At 33.8% G+C, this 16,110-nt stretch carries 9 protein-coding genes; 4 read left to right on the top strand and 5 right to left on the bottom strand.

From position 1 onward, the window contains the following. Positions 1-92: 92 nt before the first annotated feature. Together CJP74_RS02600 and CJP74_RS08290 are read left to right on the top strand one after the other, a co-directional pair. Positions 93-1,043, top strand: a complete 951-nt coding sequence (locus CJP74_RS02600) for a DNA cytosine methyltransferase (RefSeq protein ID WP_119496723.1) — start codon at positions 93-95, stop codon at positions 1,041-1,043. Between the two features lie 1,801 nt (positions 1,044-2,844). Continuing rightward, positions 2,845-2,973, top strand: a complete 129-nt coding sequence (locus CJP74_RS08290) for a hypothetical protein (protein ID WP_282432510.1) — start codon at positions 2,845-2,847, stop codon at positions 2,971-2,973. Between the two features lie 428 nt (positions 2,974-3,401). On the opposite strand, the gene CJP74_RS02595 is transcribed toward CJP74_RS08290, so the two are convergent. The 3 genes from CJP74_RS02595 to CJP74_RS02585 form a co-directional block, all read right to left on the bottom strand. Further along, positions 3,402-5,030 carry a hypothetical protein gene (locus CJP74_RS02595; RefSeq protein ID WP_119496722.1) on the bottom strand — a complete coding sequence of 543 codons (1,629 nt, stop codon included), beginning with the start codon at positions 5,028-5,030 and terminating at the stop codon, positions 3,402-3,404. A gap of 23 nt (positions 5,031-5,053) precedes the next feature. Further along, positions 5,054-6,382 carry a hypothetical protein gene (locus CJP74_RS02590; RefSeq protein WP_119496721.1) on the bottom strand — a complete coding sequence of 443 codons (1,329 nt, stop codon included), beginning with the start codon at positions 6,380-6,382 and terminating at the stop codon, positions 5,054-5,056. Between the two features lie 235 nt (positions 6,383-6,617). After that, positions 6,618-7,484, bottom strand: coding sequence for a DnaJ domain-containing protein (locus tag CJP74_RS02585; RefSeq protein WP_119496720.1), 867 nt, complete (start codon positions 7,482-7,484; stop codon positions 6,618-6,620). Positions 7,485-10,407: 2,923 nt separating this feature from the next. Here CJP74_RS02585 and CJP74_RS02580 point away from each other — a divergent pair. Both CJP74_RS02580 and CJP74_RS02575 read left to right on the top strand, forming a co-directional pair. Further along, positions 10,408-11,298, top strand: coding sequence for a YicC/YloC family endoribonuclease (locus CJP74_RS02580; RefSeq protein WP_119496719.1), 891 nt, complete (start codon positions 10,408-10,410; stop codon positions 11,296-11,298). A gap of 325 nt (positions 11,299-11,623) precedes the next feature. Next, positions 11,624-12,640, top strand: coding sequence for an AAA family ATPase (locus tag CJP74_RS02575; RefSeq protein WP_119496718.1), 1,017 nt, complete (start codon positions 11,624-11,626; stop codon positions 12,638-12,640). Between the two features lie 62 nt (positions 12,641-12,702). On the opposite strand, the gene CJP74_RS08085 is transcribed toward CJP74_RS02575, so the two are convergent. Beyond that, the gene (locus CJP74_RS08085) at positions 12,703-13,869 is read right to left on the bottom strand and encodes a restriction endonuclease subunit S (protein ID WP_282432511.1); all 1,167 of its coding nucleotides are present in this window, start codon (positions 13,867-13,869) and stop codon (positions 12,703-12,705) included. A 692-nt stretch (positions 13,870-14,561) separates the two neighbouring features. Further along, a complete protein-coding gene (locus CJP74_RS02560; RefSeq protein WP_119496716.1) occupies positions 14,562-15,914 on the bottom strand; it encodes a restriction endonuclease subunit S in 1,353 nt (450 codons plus the stop codon). Positions 15,915-16,110: the final 196 nt, after the last annotated feature.

The raw sequence follows: 16,110 nt of genomic DNA, 5'->3' as shown, positions 1-16,110 counted from the left end.
CTTTGCCTTGTACCACGCAAACTTTGCTAAGAAAATATCTCCCTGCCTTGATATAATAGTGCTCTATGAATGTAATCATTGAGGATACAAACATGACCTTAAAATGTGCTTCTTTCTTTGCTGGCGTAGGGGGTATCGACCTCGCTTTTGCTCAGGCTGGCTTTGAGATAGTTTACGCCAATGAAATCGATAAGTACGCTGTACAAACTTTTAGAGCCAATCATCCAGATATTTTAGATCATCGTAGTATTTGCGAGATCTCAGCTTCTGAATTACCTGACTTTGATGTAATGCTCGCAGGTTTTCCCTGCCAGGCATTTTCAGTAGCAGGACACAGAAAAGGCTTTGCCGATAAAGGAAGAGGCGATCTGTTCTTTGAGTTAGAAAGAATTTTTCTTGCTAAGCAACCGCAAATTATCTTTTTAGAAAATGTTAAAAACCTTGTAGGTCATGATCAAGGGCGTACCTTTGCCATTATCAAACAAACTCTACAAGAGCATGGTTACCACCTCAAGTATCAAGTGCTAAATGCTTGTGAGTATGGTAATATTCCACAAAATCGCGAAAGGATTTACATAGTTTGTTTTAAAGATCCTGCCTTAATGGAAAAATTTACTTTCCCTGAAAAGCTCGAACTAACCACGCAAATAACAGACTTGTTGCAAGATGAGGCGAGTATCGAGAGCAAATACTATTACACAAGTAAAACTCCGTTCTTTGCTAAGTTAACCGAAGAAATCAAAGACGCAAAAACTCTCTATCAATGGCGTCGCCAATATGTGCGAGCTAATAAAAGTAATCTTTGCCCGACTTTAACTGCTAATATGGGTACAGGCGGACATAATGTTCCTTTACTTAATGTGCAAGGACGCAAGGATACCATTCGTAAGCTCACGCCAAGAGAGTGTTTTAATTTTCAGGGCTTTCCTGATGATTTTGTTTTACCCCCACTTAGTAATGCTAATTTGTATAAGCAAGCAGGTAATAGTGTAGTAGTTCCGGTAATTCGTCGTATTGCTGAGCAAATTAAAAAGGTGCTGTAAAAGATAAAAAGGTGCAGGAAAAGAAAAAACTTAGCTCCAATAAAGTTAAAAGCATCTCTTTTCCTTAGGCAAATAAGCAGGTTTTAGAGAGAAATAAATCTCGCATTGAGCCCAATCAATCTCTTTATTTAAAAAAAGCGAGAAGGTTAATTAGACCTTCTCGCTTTACTTTTTTAGGTACCTAGCCTCTGCAAGCCCTAGAGATTCGGCATCCTCTTCATAATTAGTGCAGATAACTATTATTTTTTCGTAAAAAAATAGCTCAACCCCTAGCAAATAAAGTAAATTAGTGGTAAACTATACACAATAAAGCTTTGTGGTTATTGCTTTATCCCAAACATTACATTTTTGGTTTTAGTAATGTGATTTATGTTTATACACAATGACAGTATGAGAGTTATCTCTCATATTGAGTTGGTTTTTTTACTATTCAGTGGGGTGGTTCCCAAGGAATTAATGCAACTTAGTCTGTGGTGGATTAAGAAGCATTTCATTGTGTTTAGATACTATTTGTTTGAATTTTAAAGAAAGTTTTAAGTTTGTAGTTAGAGGAAAAACTCCTCTAACTTTTTTTGTCTTTAAAAAAAGAACAAACACAGCAAAAACCCTTTAAAATTTAAATATTTTTTTCGTTTAAAACCTTTTGGTTTTACCCAAAAGGTTTTCTCCCTCGCCATGGGGCAAGGGTGCTTTTACTTTAATAGCAAGCGATAATTGGAAGTAAGATAATAGCAAGCTATCGTTAAAAGTAAGATAATAGCCAGTTATTATTGTAAGAAGTAAGATAGCTTATTTTGTAGGGCTACTTGTGCAAGTATCCCTATAAAGCAAGTTATACAACCATTTTACTTTTACTTTCTTTTAACTTTCAAACAAATAAACTGCGTTTATTTTTTACCTACCTCAAGAGAAGCGCCAACTTCTCTATTACCCGGTAGCACCAACTACCGCATGAAAGTGAATGGTTTTTTTACTCCGATAGGCTCCTCTAACTTAGTTTAGGGGAGCGTTTTTTTATGTTTGGGGAAGAGGTGCTTGTAAGGCATCTTATTTACTTGCTTAGTTAGCTTAGTTAGCCTAGTTAGCTAAATTAACTTAATTGATTTATCTAACTTAACTTATTCAGTTTGCTTAGTTCTTTATTAAACTTAACCTGTTCAGTTGGCTTAGTTAGCTTAGTTAACTTAATTAACATCGCTAGCTAATTATGCTCATATAGACCCTAAAACAAGCATTGAACTTAAATTAGTATAATTGCTTACCTTAAATAAACAACTAAGCTATAAATAGCTCTCTGTTTAATTATTGGGCTATTTTAAGTTAGGTTAGATTTGTTATTGAGTTGTTTAGTATGAGTTGTATTTTTAAGTATTTTCATTTTCCGCATTAAAAATAAAAAGGTAGAAATATAATTTTTTAGCAATATATTTATATACACACAAACTTAATTTTTATTACACAAACAAAAAAAACACGCTTTAACGTTACTACTTTTAACTAATAGTTACTAAAATATAATAACTGATAGCTTTCTCTCGGAAAAACAAACATTTTTTCTTATCCGTAAAATTCTCCTCAATAAAAAATATACTTAATTTTCAAGAGTTTAAGTAACTTTTATAAAATTATTATTTTTTTGTATTCTAGAGAGAAATTATTTGTGATATGATAAAAGTACAGATTCGTTAACTTATTAAATTTTATGCTTTTTTTACTTGAGAGTGAAACTAGCGCCAGTAAAATTTGGTAGGTTTTCAAGTTCTAAACGTTAATGCTGTAACTTTTTAGTTCAGGAGGTTATATGGAACACTTAAAAAGTTTATACTCTGAAAAATTAAAAACAACGGAGAAAAAAGCAGCGACTCATTTAGAAAATCTTGAACGTTTAGTACGAGATGGTACAGTGAATGACGATGTTTTTAAAAAATAGCGGTTATTCAAACTTAATAATGTAGGCGCTTCCACACGCGTTATCTCCTGAAGGTTTTTATAAAATCTTCTTATACCCTTTGCATGGCAAAGGGTTTTTTTATGCGTAAAAAAACTCCCAGCTTGTGACTGGGAGTTGCCCTATCGCCTTACTCAAGCTCGCCCTAAGGCTAAAGCAAGAGTAGGTTTCGAGGAGGAATTATTATTAATTATCTTAACTTAAGTAGCTGATTTTTGCAACTAAGCATCTAAGCCTGAAGTTCAGGTTTATAAGCAAATACATGTCTAGCCCTCGGTCAAAGGACTAGGGTCAATCTCTGTACCTTATGGACAGAGAATCTCACAAAAGCTTGTCTAAACCTGAGAGGCAGGCTTAAAGCAACCTTTGTAATTTTATCTTGAGGCAGTGAAATAACAAACCAAATCAAATTATAGTTTTTCTTGCATATACTTTAACACCCCCGGGGGTAAGCTGTGACTTACATTATCTTGCCCTTTGAGTGGAACACTCGCGGTGCGACTGGTCGGGTGGCGATAAATATAATGCATTTGTTGCCAATAGGCTTGTTGCTCACGACAAAGCTCTGCATTATGCAGATGCTTGCTAATTTGAGCTGGGTCTAGGAGATAGCCAAGGGCAACCTTGTCATCTTCACACTGGCTAGCTTGGTATTTTAGCATGGCTTGACGACGAGCTAACCATTCATTTTGCAGTAAAACAGAGTCCGTACTATAAAAACGTGCGTACATAAACTCAACAGGAGTGATCATATTAACATCGCACAAATCGAGATTATAGTTAGTTAATCTTTTTACGTAAAGATCATGATACGGGTAATAAAGCTCACTGTAAACTGTTTGCTCTAAAGTATCAAGCACTTGTAACATGCGCGTGTTTAAATCTAGCTTGGCTTGTTCGCTAAAGCAAGGTAAAAGAGTGCAAGGAATACGCACGGAAAAACTTGCTTGATTCTCTTCTTCGCCTTGTTCTACTTCTTGATAAGGATCCAAGCTGTTAAAGTAAGCAAGTTGCTCCTTGTAAGTGTCAAGATCTAGCATGCGAGGGATAATTTCTTGCTCGTAGCTAGGTACTTCAAAGAGGTTTTCTCCTAAAGGCTGGCTTAGATCAAGCTTGAACTTATGAGCAAAAGCACTAAAATCTTGCTGGCGCATAAAGTCCATATAGCTTAGATCCGGAGTTTGTAGCCATTGACGGGTAATTTGTAAGGCAAGCTCTTGGTTGTCCCTTTGCTCACGTCCCATACAATGCGACATAGTATAGAGGTAAGAGTCAACAAAACTGAGAACAAAATCTTTGAATTCAGGTTCGTGCGAGAACTCAAAAATTACCCCAGGAAAGCTAATTTGGGCTTGCTTTTCGGTAAATTGGAGTAGGCTTAGCATTACCGCAAAACTAACTCCCATAAAGTCATAGGCAAAGAGGTACTCATAGACTAGATCCAGATAAGCTTGGTCTTCGTCTAAATTATGTTCGAGTTGCTCAAAAACATATACGAGTAAAGCGTGCGTTTGAGCAAAAGCAGGAATATCTGGATTATTGTACTTGTCGAGCAAGATGCTTGCTCGCGTCGCCTCTTTGCTCTGCATGGATGCTTCTATTTGCTCGTAATCTTTTTTTGTCAGGCGAGCAAAAAGATTATAAGGATTATTTACCATTTGGCTATGCAAATGATAGTTAGCTAAGAGCTTGGCAATAATGCGTCGACGCTTTTGTGGATACTTTTTATTGCGCCCTAGCATTTCAGCAAGATATAAAATCAAAAAATGATAACTCGAAATTAAAGCACTGTGGGTCATCACATTAAGATTACTTATATCGCCAGTATAAAAAGCCGAAGGCATTTCCTCATTAAAGCAGTATACTGCTTGGGCTGGATGAGAAAAGGTGGTTTCGTAAGAAAGACTAAAAAATTTTAAATTGTAAAAATCATTTGTCAAATGGCTTGCTTCTATAATTTGCTCACAATCGAGACCATAGTGATAGTAAGCATTTAGAGTTTGGCAACGGCGTAAGACAAATTCATCTGTAATGCTCATATTGCAAGTGAAGGTTGTGTCTACTAAACAGAAGTTCTAATTTTGTGTAAAAGTTTTTTCCACCACCGCTTGAGCCTACTTTTAGGACAAGGGTCGGGAGTTAAAGCTAGATTGCGAGCCACTTTAGCGTAGGTTTTTAAAGTGCTCCGCGCATAAGCTTTGTGGGCTTGAGAAATTTTTTGCTCAAGATAATCTTTGCTCTCGAGTTTGAGATGCTTTTGGTAATGGGCTTCGAGCTTGGTCAGTCCTTGCTCGATATGCTCGAGATACTGATAGCCCGAGTTGTTTAATGCCCAGCTATTTAAACTACCAAGAAAATTACAGCAGTTAGCATGATAAACATCTATTAAAATCTTGCTATAGTCAGCTAATCCAGGGAGCAAATTTGGAAAAGGATATTGGGCTAGATGGCTGAGGTCAAGTTTACCTAAACAAGCCATAAAGTAAACAAAATCCATTTGCTCATAGTCCCGATCGAGCCAAGCATTAGCATATTGCTGTAAGAGCTCTTGTAAGCTGGCATCTTTATTTACTTGTTCGCGAACAAAGTTAACCAGAGCTTCTAAACTTTGATCACGTAACTCTGCCTCTTTTATATCTAAATACCAAAGCGGAGCATCTAAGTAAATATCTGGGTAATAGTGATTTACATAACCCGTGAGGTAAATTTGCAAGCCTAACCAGCGGTTTAAAAAGCTATAGCGCATTAAATATTGGTAAACCTGGTCAATTAACTCTTCGAGCTCGGCAAAGCGAAGTTTTTTACTCTCTTGGTAAGCATAGGCAATTACTGCATGCGTATAGGCAAAAGCATAGTCAATGCGGAGCTGATTTTGCCACTTGCCTAGATCAAGAGTAAGGACTTTATTACGCATTTGCTCGACCAGCCAAGCAAACTCTTGGGCACTTAAGGCCTCTTGTAAGAGGTAAGGACTACGTTGCACGCGGGCATTGATCATGTAGGTTTGAATCAGATTTACCACCGTGCGACGACGTAAGGTTGCATTGCATGTAAACCCCATGAGCTCATATGCTAGTAACAGTCTAAAGTTCTCAAAAGCATAGTTCATGAACTCATCGCGTAAGTCATTGATCTCTTGTGCTTCACTCGCAAACACCCCTTTTACCTGGACATCTATGGCAGTAAGAGCTTGATTGTCTTGGCTATCGGGGATAACACTTAAGCAACAAGTTTTCATGGTTGCTAACAGTAAACTATTTTTATGTAAAATATCCTGAGCGAGGTAAAAGACATTGAGCTTGTGGATAAATTCAGTAAAATACTCATCAATGAGCCCTTTAGGAGCATTATCTAAAACCGCAAAACGTTGGGTCTTTTTTCTCATAATCATATAGGGAAGTCTTGTGGTTGTCCAAAACACTTTTTGGACAAATTTTAAGGATCAAACAAAACTAGTTGATCGCAGATATTTTTTGTCTAAGTTGAGAAGTTTAGCAACCTTGTTTTTTTCTTAAAAACAAGAAGATCCGAGTAATTTAATTATACTAAATATTTATGCCAATGAATTAAAATCTTTGCTTTTTAAAAAAACTCCCCTAAGGAAATCCTTAGAGGAGTTTTTTAAGTTAAAAGCCTTTTACTACGGTGATTAAATCTATAGCCGCATTAATTTTTTGCGACATTTCCGTATACTCGTCTTTTTTACCATCTGGAGCCTTGTCTGGGTGCCATTTAGCTAGCAGACGACGTTTTACTTTACGTAACTCTTCTTTAGTTACGTTTTCATCAACACCAAGAATTTTGTAAGCTTCTTGCAGTTCTTTTTGTGTATCGGCATTAGGGTTATAGTGGTTACGTTGATAACTATTATCATTATTGTAACTGCCACCCCCAGTGTAGTAGCTGTCTGACCAGCTGCCGCTACGATTACCATTTTGCCCAAAGTCAGTTGAACGCGCTAGAAGCACCATAATAATTGGGTGCGGAATACCTAGGGCTGTACCTAAAGCAAAAATGTAATCATACAGATGTTGATCACCATGTGAGCGTACAGCATTACAGTAAACGTAAATAACTATGGTAATAAAATAAATTGCCGAACGGCTTTCTGAAGTTAAGGCAAAAGTATTACGTAAACTATTAATTGATACATTATCATCAAAGTTACGATCTGTAGCTGCCCGATCAATACTAGATGCTATTTCATGAGCATCGAGAAAAGGGTAGGTCTTGCTAATTTCTTCAATAAATAAAGTTTTAGCGTCATTAATATTGCTAGTAGTGGCATTTCCACTGCGACGCAGTAGAGAACCAATAATTTCAGCTAAGTTAGTTACTTGGCGGTGAAAAATTTCTGCGTTTTGGGCAGTGTTACGTTGTGCTCTTTTATCGATCATTAAACCAATAAAAGCCCCGATAATCGCCCCAACGAGATTAAACAAAAGCAGGCCTATTACAGCCCCTACAATAGCGGTTAAGCTTATTTTTTTCATATTTGTTTTACGGTTATGTGAATTAATTTTTTCTCAGTTCTATATTATACAAAATTAGGTAAAAAACTCATTACTTTTTTTAGGCAAAAAAAAGCAAAAACAGATCCGAATTGGTAAATTTACCAGTTGGCTTCAAACCTGTTTTTGCTTTACAAAATTTTTTGTCTTAATTACTTGTTTATATACGATTCTAAATCAGGTCGAAATCCCTTCGATCGGTATATCCTAGCTGGTTCTATTTTTGCGAATGTATCCACAGCCATTAATTTAGAATCAAGAAAAACTAGATGTTCTTCTGAGGAGCAAAAATATATCTCGACGCTACGATGAGGAGGAAAAGCAAATCTGATATATTCTGGCTAAGAATGATTGGGGAAAGAAAAAGATTTACGGATACAGAAAAATCTTTTTCTTCACTCTTTTTCTAATAATATAAGTATAAATTTAAAAAAAGCAAACTTTAAACAATAAAAATTCTTATTAAGCCACTTTCGAACGCAAATAAAAAAGAAAAACTTTACTTTTGAAACAGGGTATATAAAGAGCATTTGTCCTTAAATCTACGGCATATATTGCTTTTGCTTCTCATTTAGAGGAAGTTATTTTGAGAAAATTTTATCTTTTAAGTCCAAGCAAAAAAATTTGATTAACCCTAAAAAAATTATGGTTCGGGGGGTGCTAAAATGACTTTGCGGAGAGAGCAAAAAGTTGCTGAGGTAGAAGAAAAAAATGAAAAAATTATCTTAGCTTAAGCAAAAAAGAAAAATGAAAAAGTCAGCAGTGCTTACCAAAAAAAGGAATATAAGAAAATCGATCGTGCTAAACAAAGAAAACACAAATAAACTTATCTAACTAAACTAAGAAGATAGAAGAGAAAAGAACAACAGAGAAGAGAGAGGGGAAAAAAGAGAAAGGAAAAGAAATAGGTTAATTGTCCAAATAAATTATCCTCTCGCCTCTCCTTTTTTAGCTTAACTCTAGAAATCATTTTCTAGTGCCAAGCTAACTTACCAGATTAATAATTTCTCTTTATTATTTAAGCCCTACTTAAAATACCCTTAGAATACTCTTTCAATGGCTTTTTAGGGATACCTATATATTAAAAATAATTCTAAAACTCAACGGCTTATCTTCATTTTATAGATAGATTATTTATAGAGTGATAGTTACAAATATTTGTAATTTAAATAAAACTTTTTCGATTATTCTTTGTCTAAATAAGTAATAATACAGACAAACAATTTTAAATAAAAACTTAGCGCTTAGCGCATGTTGGAGATGAGTATCCATTGTAAGTTTTACCACTTGGCTAATGGATACTTTTTCCTCTCGCAATTGCCTCTACAGTTTGGCTTATTTTTCTAAAATAATTTTAAATTACGTAAGGAGGCAAATTAAATTTTAAAGGTAAAATTTTTAAAATCATAGGCTAGCAAGACAAATTTATTTGTCTTCGAGAGAAAAAAATAAAAAAAAGTTCAGAGTGTTTTTTAGTCTTGCTACCTCTCTCAAGCCTAGACTTACGGCATCTAATCTTTTATCTTTTTCGCTAGTACCTATTTAGAATAAATTTTTTAAAAAATCTTTAATTTTTTTTGAAACTTTTTCAAAATTTATTTGTCTAAGAAGTAAAGAAATAGGTCTGGGCAAAAATTCAATTTTTTCTCAGATGTTTCTCTTAAATTAAAATGTCTACGCATTTACATCGTAGCTGGTTATTTCTTACTATCGTCACATCCTCTGTAAGAAGTAGCTTGAACTTGATTGATGATCATACCAATCTCTTTTTCTATTGTGGGTAATTTAAGGGAAGCAAGAAAATTAATATAAGAAAACGAATTATCTATTGTTGGTAATAGGCCCTAATAATTGTTCAAGTGGTCGAATCCAACCGAATTACAAAGTTTTGACTTTTACTTATAAAAGTTAGGTGGTAAATCTATAAAAGATTTATCGAGTTATTTCTTCTATATTATTTTCTACTATAACTCATCTGATTTAATCATTTAAATTAGAAATATTGTTTTTGGAATTACAAAATGAAAAGCTGAAGGACGCAACTTCAGCTTTTTTTTATTGTATATAAATCTATAGTCTTCTTTTTCCTAAAATACACGTCTCTAGCCGTCTATTTTAACAAAAATTACAATTCCGCCCCCTTTAGCCCTAGTTTTTACTAGGTTATTCTTGTTAGCAAAAAACCCCAGGAAAAATTTTAGTTACACCCCTTAGGGACAAAATCACTCGAGAATATAATGCTTATTAGATCTTAAATAATTTAAAGCTTTTAACTTTAGTTACCACCTAAAATGGGCAAATAAAAATTTTTTCTCTAAATCTCTTAATCTCTTAATTTTTTTTAGTTATAATTAAGGCATAAGCAATCTGGACGCGTTACTTTCGGGAAGTTTTTCTAAAAACTTTACCTAAGTAACAGATTTTGTTTTGCCACAAAATCTAGTCTCAGAGCTTATCTAACCTAAAATTAAGCTCTAGAACAAAAAATTGTAATCTCCTTTTGATTCAACCTTGATAATCCCTAGAGACTTAATTGTCCTATGCTGTAAAGTCATTGCCCAACAATGACTTTTTTGAGTAGGTTAATCTAGTTGCTAGCGACCTTAAGGGGTTGCTTCTCGGTACTTCTTAGTATACGCGCGGCAACTGCCTCGATTAACCTTACATAAGTGAAAAGAGAAGCCTCTCATTCACTACTCGGATGCATTTGCATAACTTGCAAACGCAATAATTTGGTATATATCTATGTAAAGCGAGTTTTGCTAAACTCGCTTTTTTTATTTTCTCTACATTTTACAATTAAAAAAGGATATAATAACAGAGGCTAAGAAAATATTAAGTATTACCTCTTATTCCATTCTTAGCTACAATTTACATATAACCTCTCTTTTAGTAAGGATTTTCTATGTTACGTAGCATGACTGGTTTTGTTTCTCATGAGCTGATGATTGGTAATTACCAGGTAGTTTGGGAAATTAGAACTTTAAATCACCGTTTTTTTGATATGTCGATTAAGCTTCCTGAAAGCTTACGTTGTATTGAATTAGATCTACGCACTGTGGCTAAAGAACGCATTCGTCGTGGGAAAATGGATGTGTCTCTCTACTTTAAAAATCGTAGCCTCAAAAGCTCGTTTGAAGTATCGCCAGAGCGTTTAGAAGAACTTGTAGGCTACTTTAAAGAAGCTACGGCAATTTTTTCTCAAGGTCTTGGCGATCAAGCTCGCATTCAAGTAAACCTAGAACAAGTACTTTCTAATCCTGCTCTTACTGGAAACGATGGGCGTAACTTTACCGATGAATTTAAAGCCCAAATTGTTCAGTCTTTTGAGCAAGCAATTAGTCGTTTAGAAACAGCTCGTACTGACGAAGGTAAACGTTTACATGATGTACTGGAAATGTGCTTATGTAGCATGAAACAAATTACTGCTGAAATCTGTCAGTACTCACGAGCAATGAAAGATCAAGCTTATGCTAAACTTGTGGCTCGCATTAAAGAACTTGCTGAAAACGTAACAGTTGATCCTGTACGTATGGAACAAGAAGTTCTCTTAATTGCCCAAAAAGCAGATATTCAAGAAGAAATTGATCGCTTAAACTCACACTATTGTGAGATTACTAAACTCTTAAGCTCAGATGAACAAGTTGGTCGTAAACTTGATTTCTTAATGCAAGAGTTAAACCGTGAATCTAATACCATTTGTTCAAAATCAACCGATATTAATATTATTAACCGTGCGGTTAACTTAAAAACTTACATTGAACAAATGCGTGAACAAATTCAAAACATTGAATAAAAATATATCGTAAGATATGATTTGGAGCTAACTAAAAAGGGAGAGTTACCTAATTAGGACTCTCCTTTTTTTACTTAACAAGCTTTTGGCTTCTTGCCATTTTAATTAGATTCTCTTATAATGTATCAGTTTTAGAATTAAAATAGTATTTTACTGACTATATTATGAATTGACCAGATGGGTTACAAACCTATCTGGTTTTTTTTGTCCTAGAGACAAACAACTTTTGTCTTAGAGACAAACAGCGTTTTTCTCTTTGGTGTAAAGGTATATTTGTGCTAAGATAGAAGCATAAACTGACAGTTCATCTACGGTAATTTAGCTTATGAAAAACTACTACTTATACGAAGACTTAGAAGAAAAAGACAAACTCAAACTTATTAAGTACTTTTTCTCCGATGTACAACCTAATGCTAATGTGATTGTACCTCAACCGCATTTAAAAGATATTAAGCTTATTACTAAGTATCTTTCCCGTCCAACAGGAATTCACCGTGTTCTTTTAATGGGTGAACCTGGGGGTGGTAAATCGGCTTTAGTTAAGCTTATTGCTGCACAAACGGAAAAACGCTTAGTTAAAGTAGATGTAACCGCTTTAATCTCTTTTGATTCGTTTTTCTTTAATGACGATCGTCAAGTAGCTTCTAATAATGACAGCGAATTAAAAATTGGCTTAAATGGTTCATTAACTAAAGCAATTAAATTGCTTTTCAAGTTAATGCGTGAGCCGTATTTTGCTAATACTATTGTCTTTTTTGATGATATGGATTATCTCTTTGCTGAGAAAACCAACAATAAATATGCTTTATTAGCGTTAACCGAAGGAATTAACAACCTTCCTGATACCGTAGGCTTTATCGCTACAGTTTCAACAAATATTGAAGCACAACAACGCGAGCAATTATTTGATGAGTTAGCAATTAAATCACTGCTCTATACTTTCCAATATAATCTTCGTATTATTGGTCAGTTTACGGGTGAAAGCTTACTTGACTATGCTTATAAAGTTGCAACTAAACTTGGGCAAAAAGATATCTACGCTAAAGCAATTATTGATCGTGATTTACTTTACAAGATCCTGCAATTAAAAGTAAGTAGCTATTACCCAGCTAAGATTCAACAGTTACTGTTAACCGCATTTGCTTTAAGTGATTTTGACAGCAATCCATATGATTACTTAGGTCACTTATATCAAATTCTTTACGGTACTAAGTTAACTTTACATATTGAAGATCGTGATGCTTTTGAGTTTAGAACTTATGATGATCTTTACGACAATAACGCTCCACAGGCGAATTTAACTCGTGAAGAGATTGCTAAGATTCTTGGTGTTCCAAATTAAGAAGCATAATAAAAGTCCTCTGTACAAAATGTACGAGGACTTTTTGCATTTCTAGGTAAAAGCTAGATAAACATACGTTGGAGAAGAGCTTGTTTTAGAAGTTTATAATGTTCAATCATACTCTTGTATGTCAAAATCAACTGATCAACTTCCTTAAATAATTTACCTATTTTCCTTTGTTCTTCGTACTCTTTAGGTAGTCTTAAGGTAAATTCTTCAAACTGCGCTTTATTTACTATTTCTGTTATAGAAGAGTTTCCTGCATTCGCTAATCTTATTTTGCTTCTATTAAATTGATGAAGTAAATAATAGACATCAAATCCTTGCTTAGGAGTTAGTGAATTGATTTGTTGATTAAAAGCTGCTGGAGTTAGGTTTATGGTGTTTTTACCAATTGAAGCAATACATGTAATTAATAGTGAATTAGCAGGAACTTTTCTTGCCTTTTCCCAACCTAAAGAAGTTAATATTCTTTCAGTTCTCTCAATCGTTGAGGAATTTATATCTGTTGGCGTAACCCAAATGTATTTAGTCTCATCAGTGTTGCTACCCCAATATTCTTTGACTTTTGTTGAAGGGGTATTGCCTGTTTTAACTTCTCCTATCTCACTAACTCTTAGAGTATGATAATCTTCTTTGAAATCAGGAAATCTTAACTTTGGATTACCTCTATCCGTATAGAGTAGCCCTTGCAATGCAATTTTCAAAATTTTAAATTTAGAAAGTTTTATTTGGAGTGATGAAATCTTATCATCAATCTCTTTAAATAAATTTCCTACTTTTTGTTGTTCTATAATCTCTGGATAACGTACTTTAAACCTTAGAATAGGATCTTTATTTAGATTTAACTGAGAAGTCCCACCACCCATTAACTTAAAATAAGCCTGCTTACGATTAATATAAGTAAAAAGATAGTATGGATCAATACGTTTATCTTTAATTCGAAGAAGCCCAACTCTTTGGTTAAGAACATATTTGTTATCCTCTGGTATTAAAGCCACTTTTCCTAATAAATTCCCGTGAGCTAAGTCGCTTAATACCATAACCAAATCATTTTTCTTTAAGGTTTCATCTGCATTGTCGACAAATTTCCCTGAAGGTTTTAAACCACCATTTATATCAACAGAGTTTAGATTAATTAATTCATACTTTCCTGAACTTTGTTGTTCTTTTTCATAACCCTTTCCATTAGAATAGCTAATCAACTCTCCTAACTTTGAAGTGCTAATTTCAGAATTACCAAATCTTAATTTAGGCTGGTTACATTTTTTCTTTTCAGAACATTTTATGGAGTCTGTAAAGGTATTTTGTTCCTTTACTTGTTCAGCAGGATTTGTTGAAGTGTATAATCTTAATTCATCTAACTTCAGGTAAACATTTCCTGCTGTAGCTACCTGCTTAAACTTACTTAAAGTCTTAGCTATAACTTTATCTGCAAACGTGTTCTTAAAGCCAAGAACACTATTTACATGGGTACTATAAAGTTTACCTCCAAGGAAAGATAAAGTATTAGTTGCAATATTCCTAAATAAGTATTCTTTAGAGTATCCTGAGACCCCATTATCTATATCTTCTAATGATTGGAACGGATATATATATAGGGGCTAAAATAGTGTTGGCTTTAGGCACAGTCAGCACCTGTCCTTGGGTAGATTTTACGAAGACTTCCTTCACTTTTTCTATTACCCAAGGTCCACTATACCCAGTAAAACTAGGTAAAGTACCCTGTATAATCTGTTTTGTCATGATATTTTCTTAATTTTTGAGACTATAGCTCTTTTGAGCTCTTTTTTATATGTAACAATAGTAAATATTATAACCGAAAGAAGAACCATAATTGATATGAAAAACGCGCCTCTTTAGGAAATTAAGAACATAAGTAAGTCCTCAACACTAAGTGTCGAGGACTTTTTGTATGTAACTAAATGAACATACGTTGAAGAAGAGCTTGTTTTAGGTTTTTGTGACTTTCGATAGTTTTTTCATAAGTAGAGATAAGTTTGTTTACCTCTATAAGAAGTTTAGCTATCTTATTTTGCTCTTCTAAATTTGGAAGTCTAATTTGTAATTCTACAAAACTAACAAAAACTAAAGAGTCTCTAACACTACCAGCATTTAAAACACGACGCTGGCTATCGAAATAACTTGTTCTAATCCAGTTAATAAAGTATTCGTTATTAACTTTCTTTTCATTCAAACTAAAGCAAACATATAGTGGAGATACAATTGATGTTGGTTCACCTTTATGTTTGTAAGCAATTGATCCTACATTTATTCTTGATGGATTATATGCAAACCCATGTTCTTCAATAATAGTGTAATTACTTAATTCTTTACTTGCTATACTTCGATTATTAAATAGATCCTCTTGAGAAATAAATCCAAATTTGTTAGAAACACTTTCAACATAGGTTACAGAAAGATCTTTATTCTTCTTCGAATTTTTCTTAACAAAACTTTTTAGTTCAACTTTTTCAAGAGCTTTAGTGTACTCAGGAAATCTTAATCTTGGATAAATTTTATCTGTGTACAGTTGTTGTAGTAGTGATTTTTTTAGTGAGATAAATCCATTTAAAGATTTTTCTAGATTGCGACTTTTATCGTCAATATCTTTAAAGAAGTTCCCTATTTTTTGTTGTTCTTCTAGTGAGGGGAATATAATTTCAAAAGTTAAAATAGATTTTTCAGATACCCTTTTTGATCCTGTTCCTTTAGCATACATATCTTTGGATTTAATATACGAATCCCTTGTTATGCTGTAATATATAAAGTTTGAATCACCATATTTTATATTGAAAGAAGGAACATCTTTTGAACTACATTTTCCATCAAACTCTTTAGGTATAATTGCTATAGCTTTATTTAAAAAGTTTTGCTTACCATAGATTAATTGACCTGCTGTTCTTTTATAATACTCGGTTGCTCCTAGTTTTAGATTAACATCTTTACACAGAGCCAATCCTTTTAAATGCAATCTTAGAGTAAGCAATTGATCTATAGAAGTAACATCAACTTTTTCTTGTATAGGAAGCTCTAAAAACTTAGATAATGTAGAGGTGCTCCATTTTCCAGAAAATTCAGGAAACCTTAATCTAGGTTGATCTCTATTCTTCCTAGCTACAGGTCTTACTGAGGCAACCTTATTATTGCTTGATTTAGGAGCATTTAAGGTACTTTCCTTAAATAAATTATTGTTAATCGGGGGTGTAAAGGTATTCCATACCTTTACTTGTACAGCAGGGTGAGTTGGAGTACTAGATTTTAATTCTTCCAACTTGCTATAATTTCCTGCTATAACTTTATATGCAAACGAGTTCTTAAAGCCAAGAACACTATTTACATGGCTACTATAAAGTTTACCTTCAAGGAAAGATAAAGTACTAGTTGTAACATTCCTAGATAAGTATTCTTTAGAGTATCAAGAGACTCCATTATCTATATCTTCTAATGATTTGAACGTATATATATAT

The sequence above is a fragment of the Psittacicella melopsittaci genome (genome assembly GCF_003585925.1).
In the GTDB taxonomy this organism is placed as follows: Bacteria; Pseudomonadota; Gammaproteobacteria; order Enterobacterales; family Psittacicellaceae; genus Psittacicella; species Psittacicella melopsittaci.
This window is presented reverse-complemented; position numbering and strand designations above follow the sequence as displayed.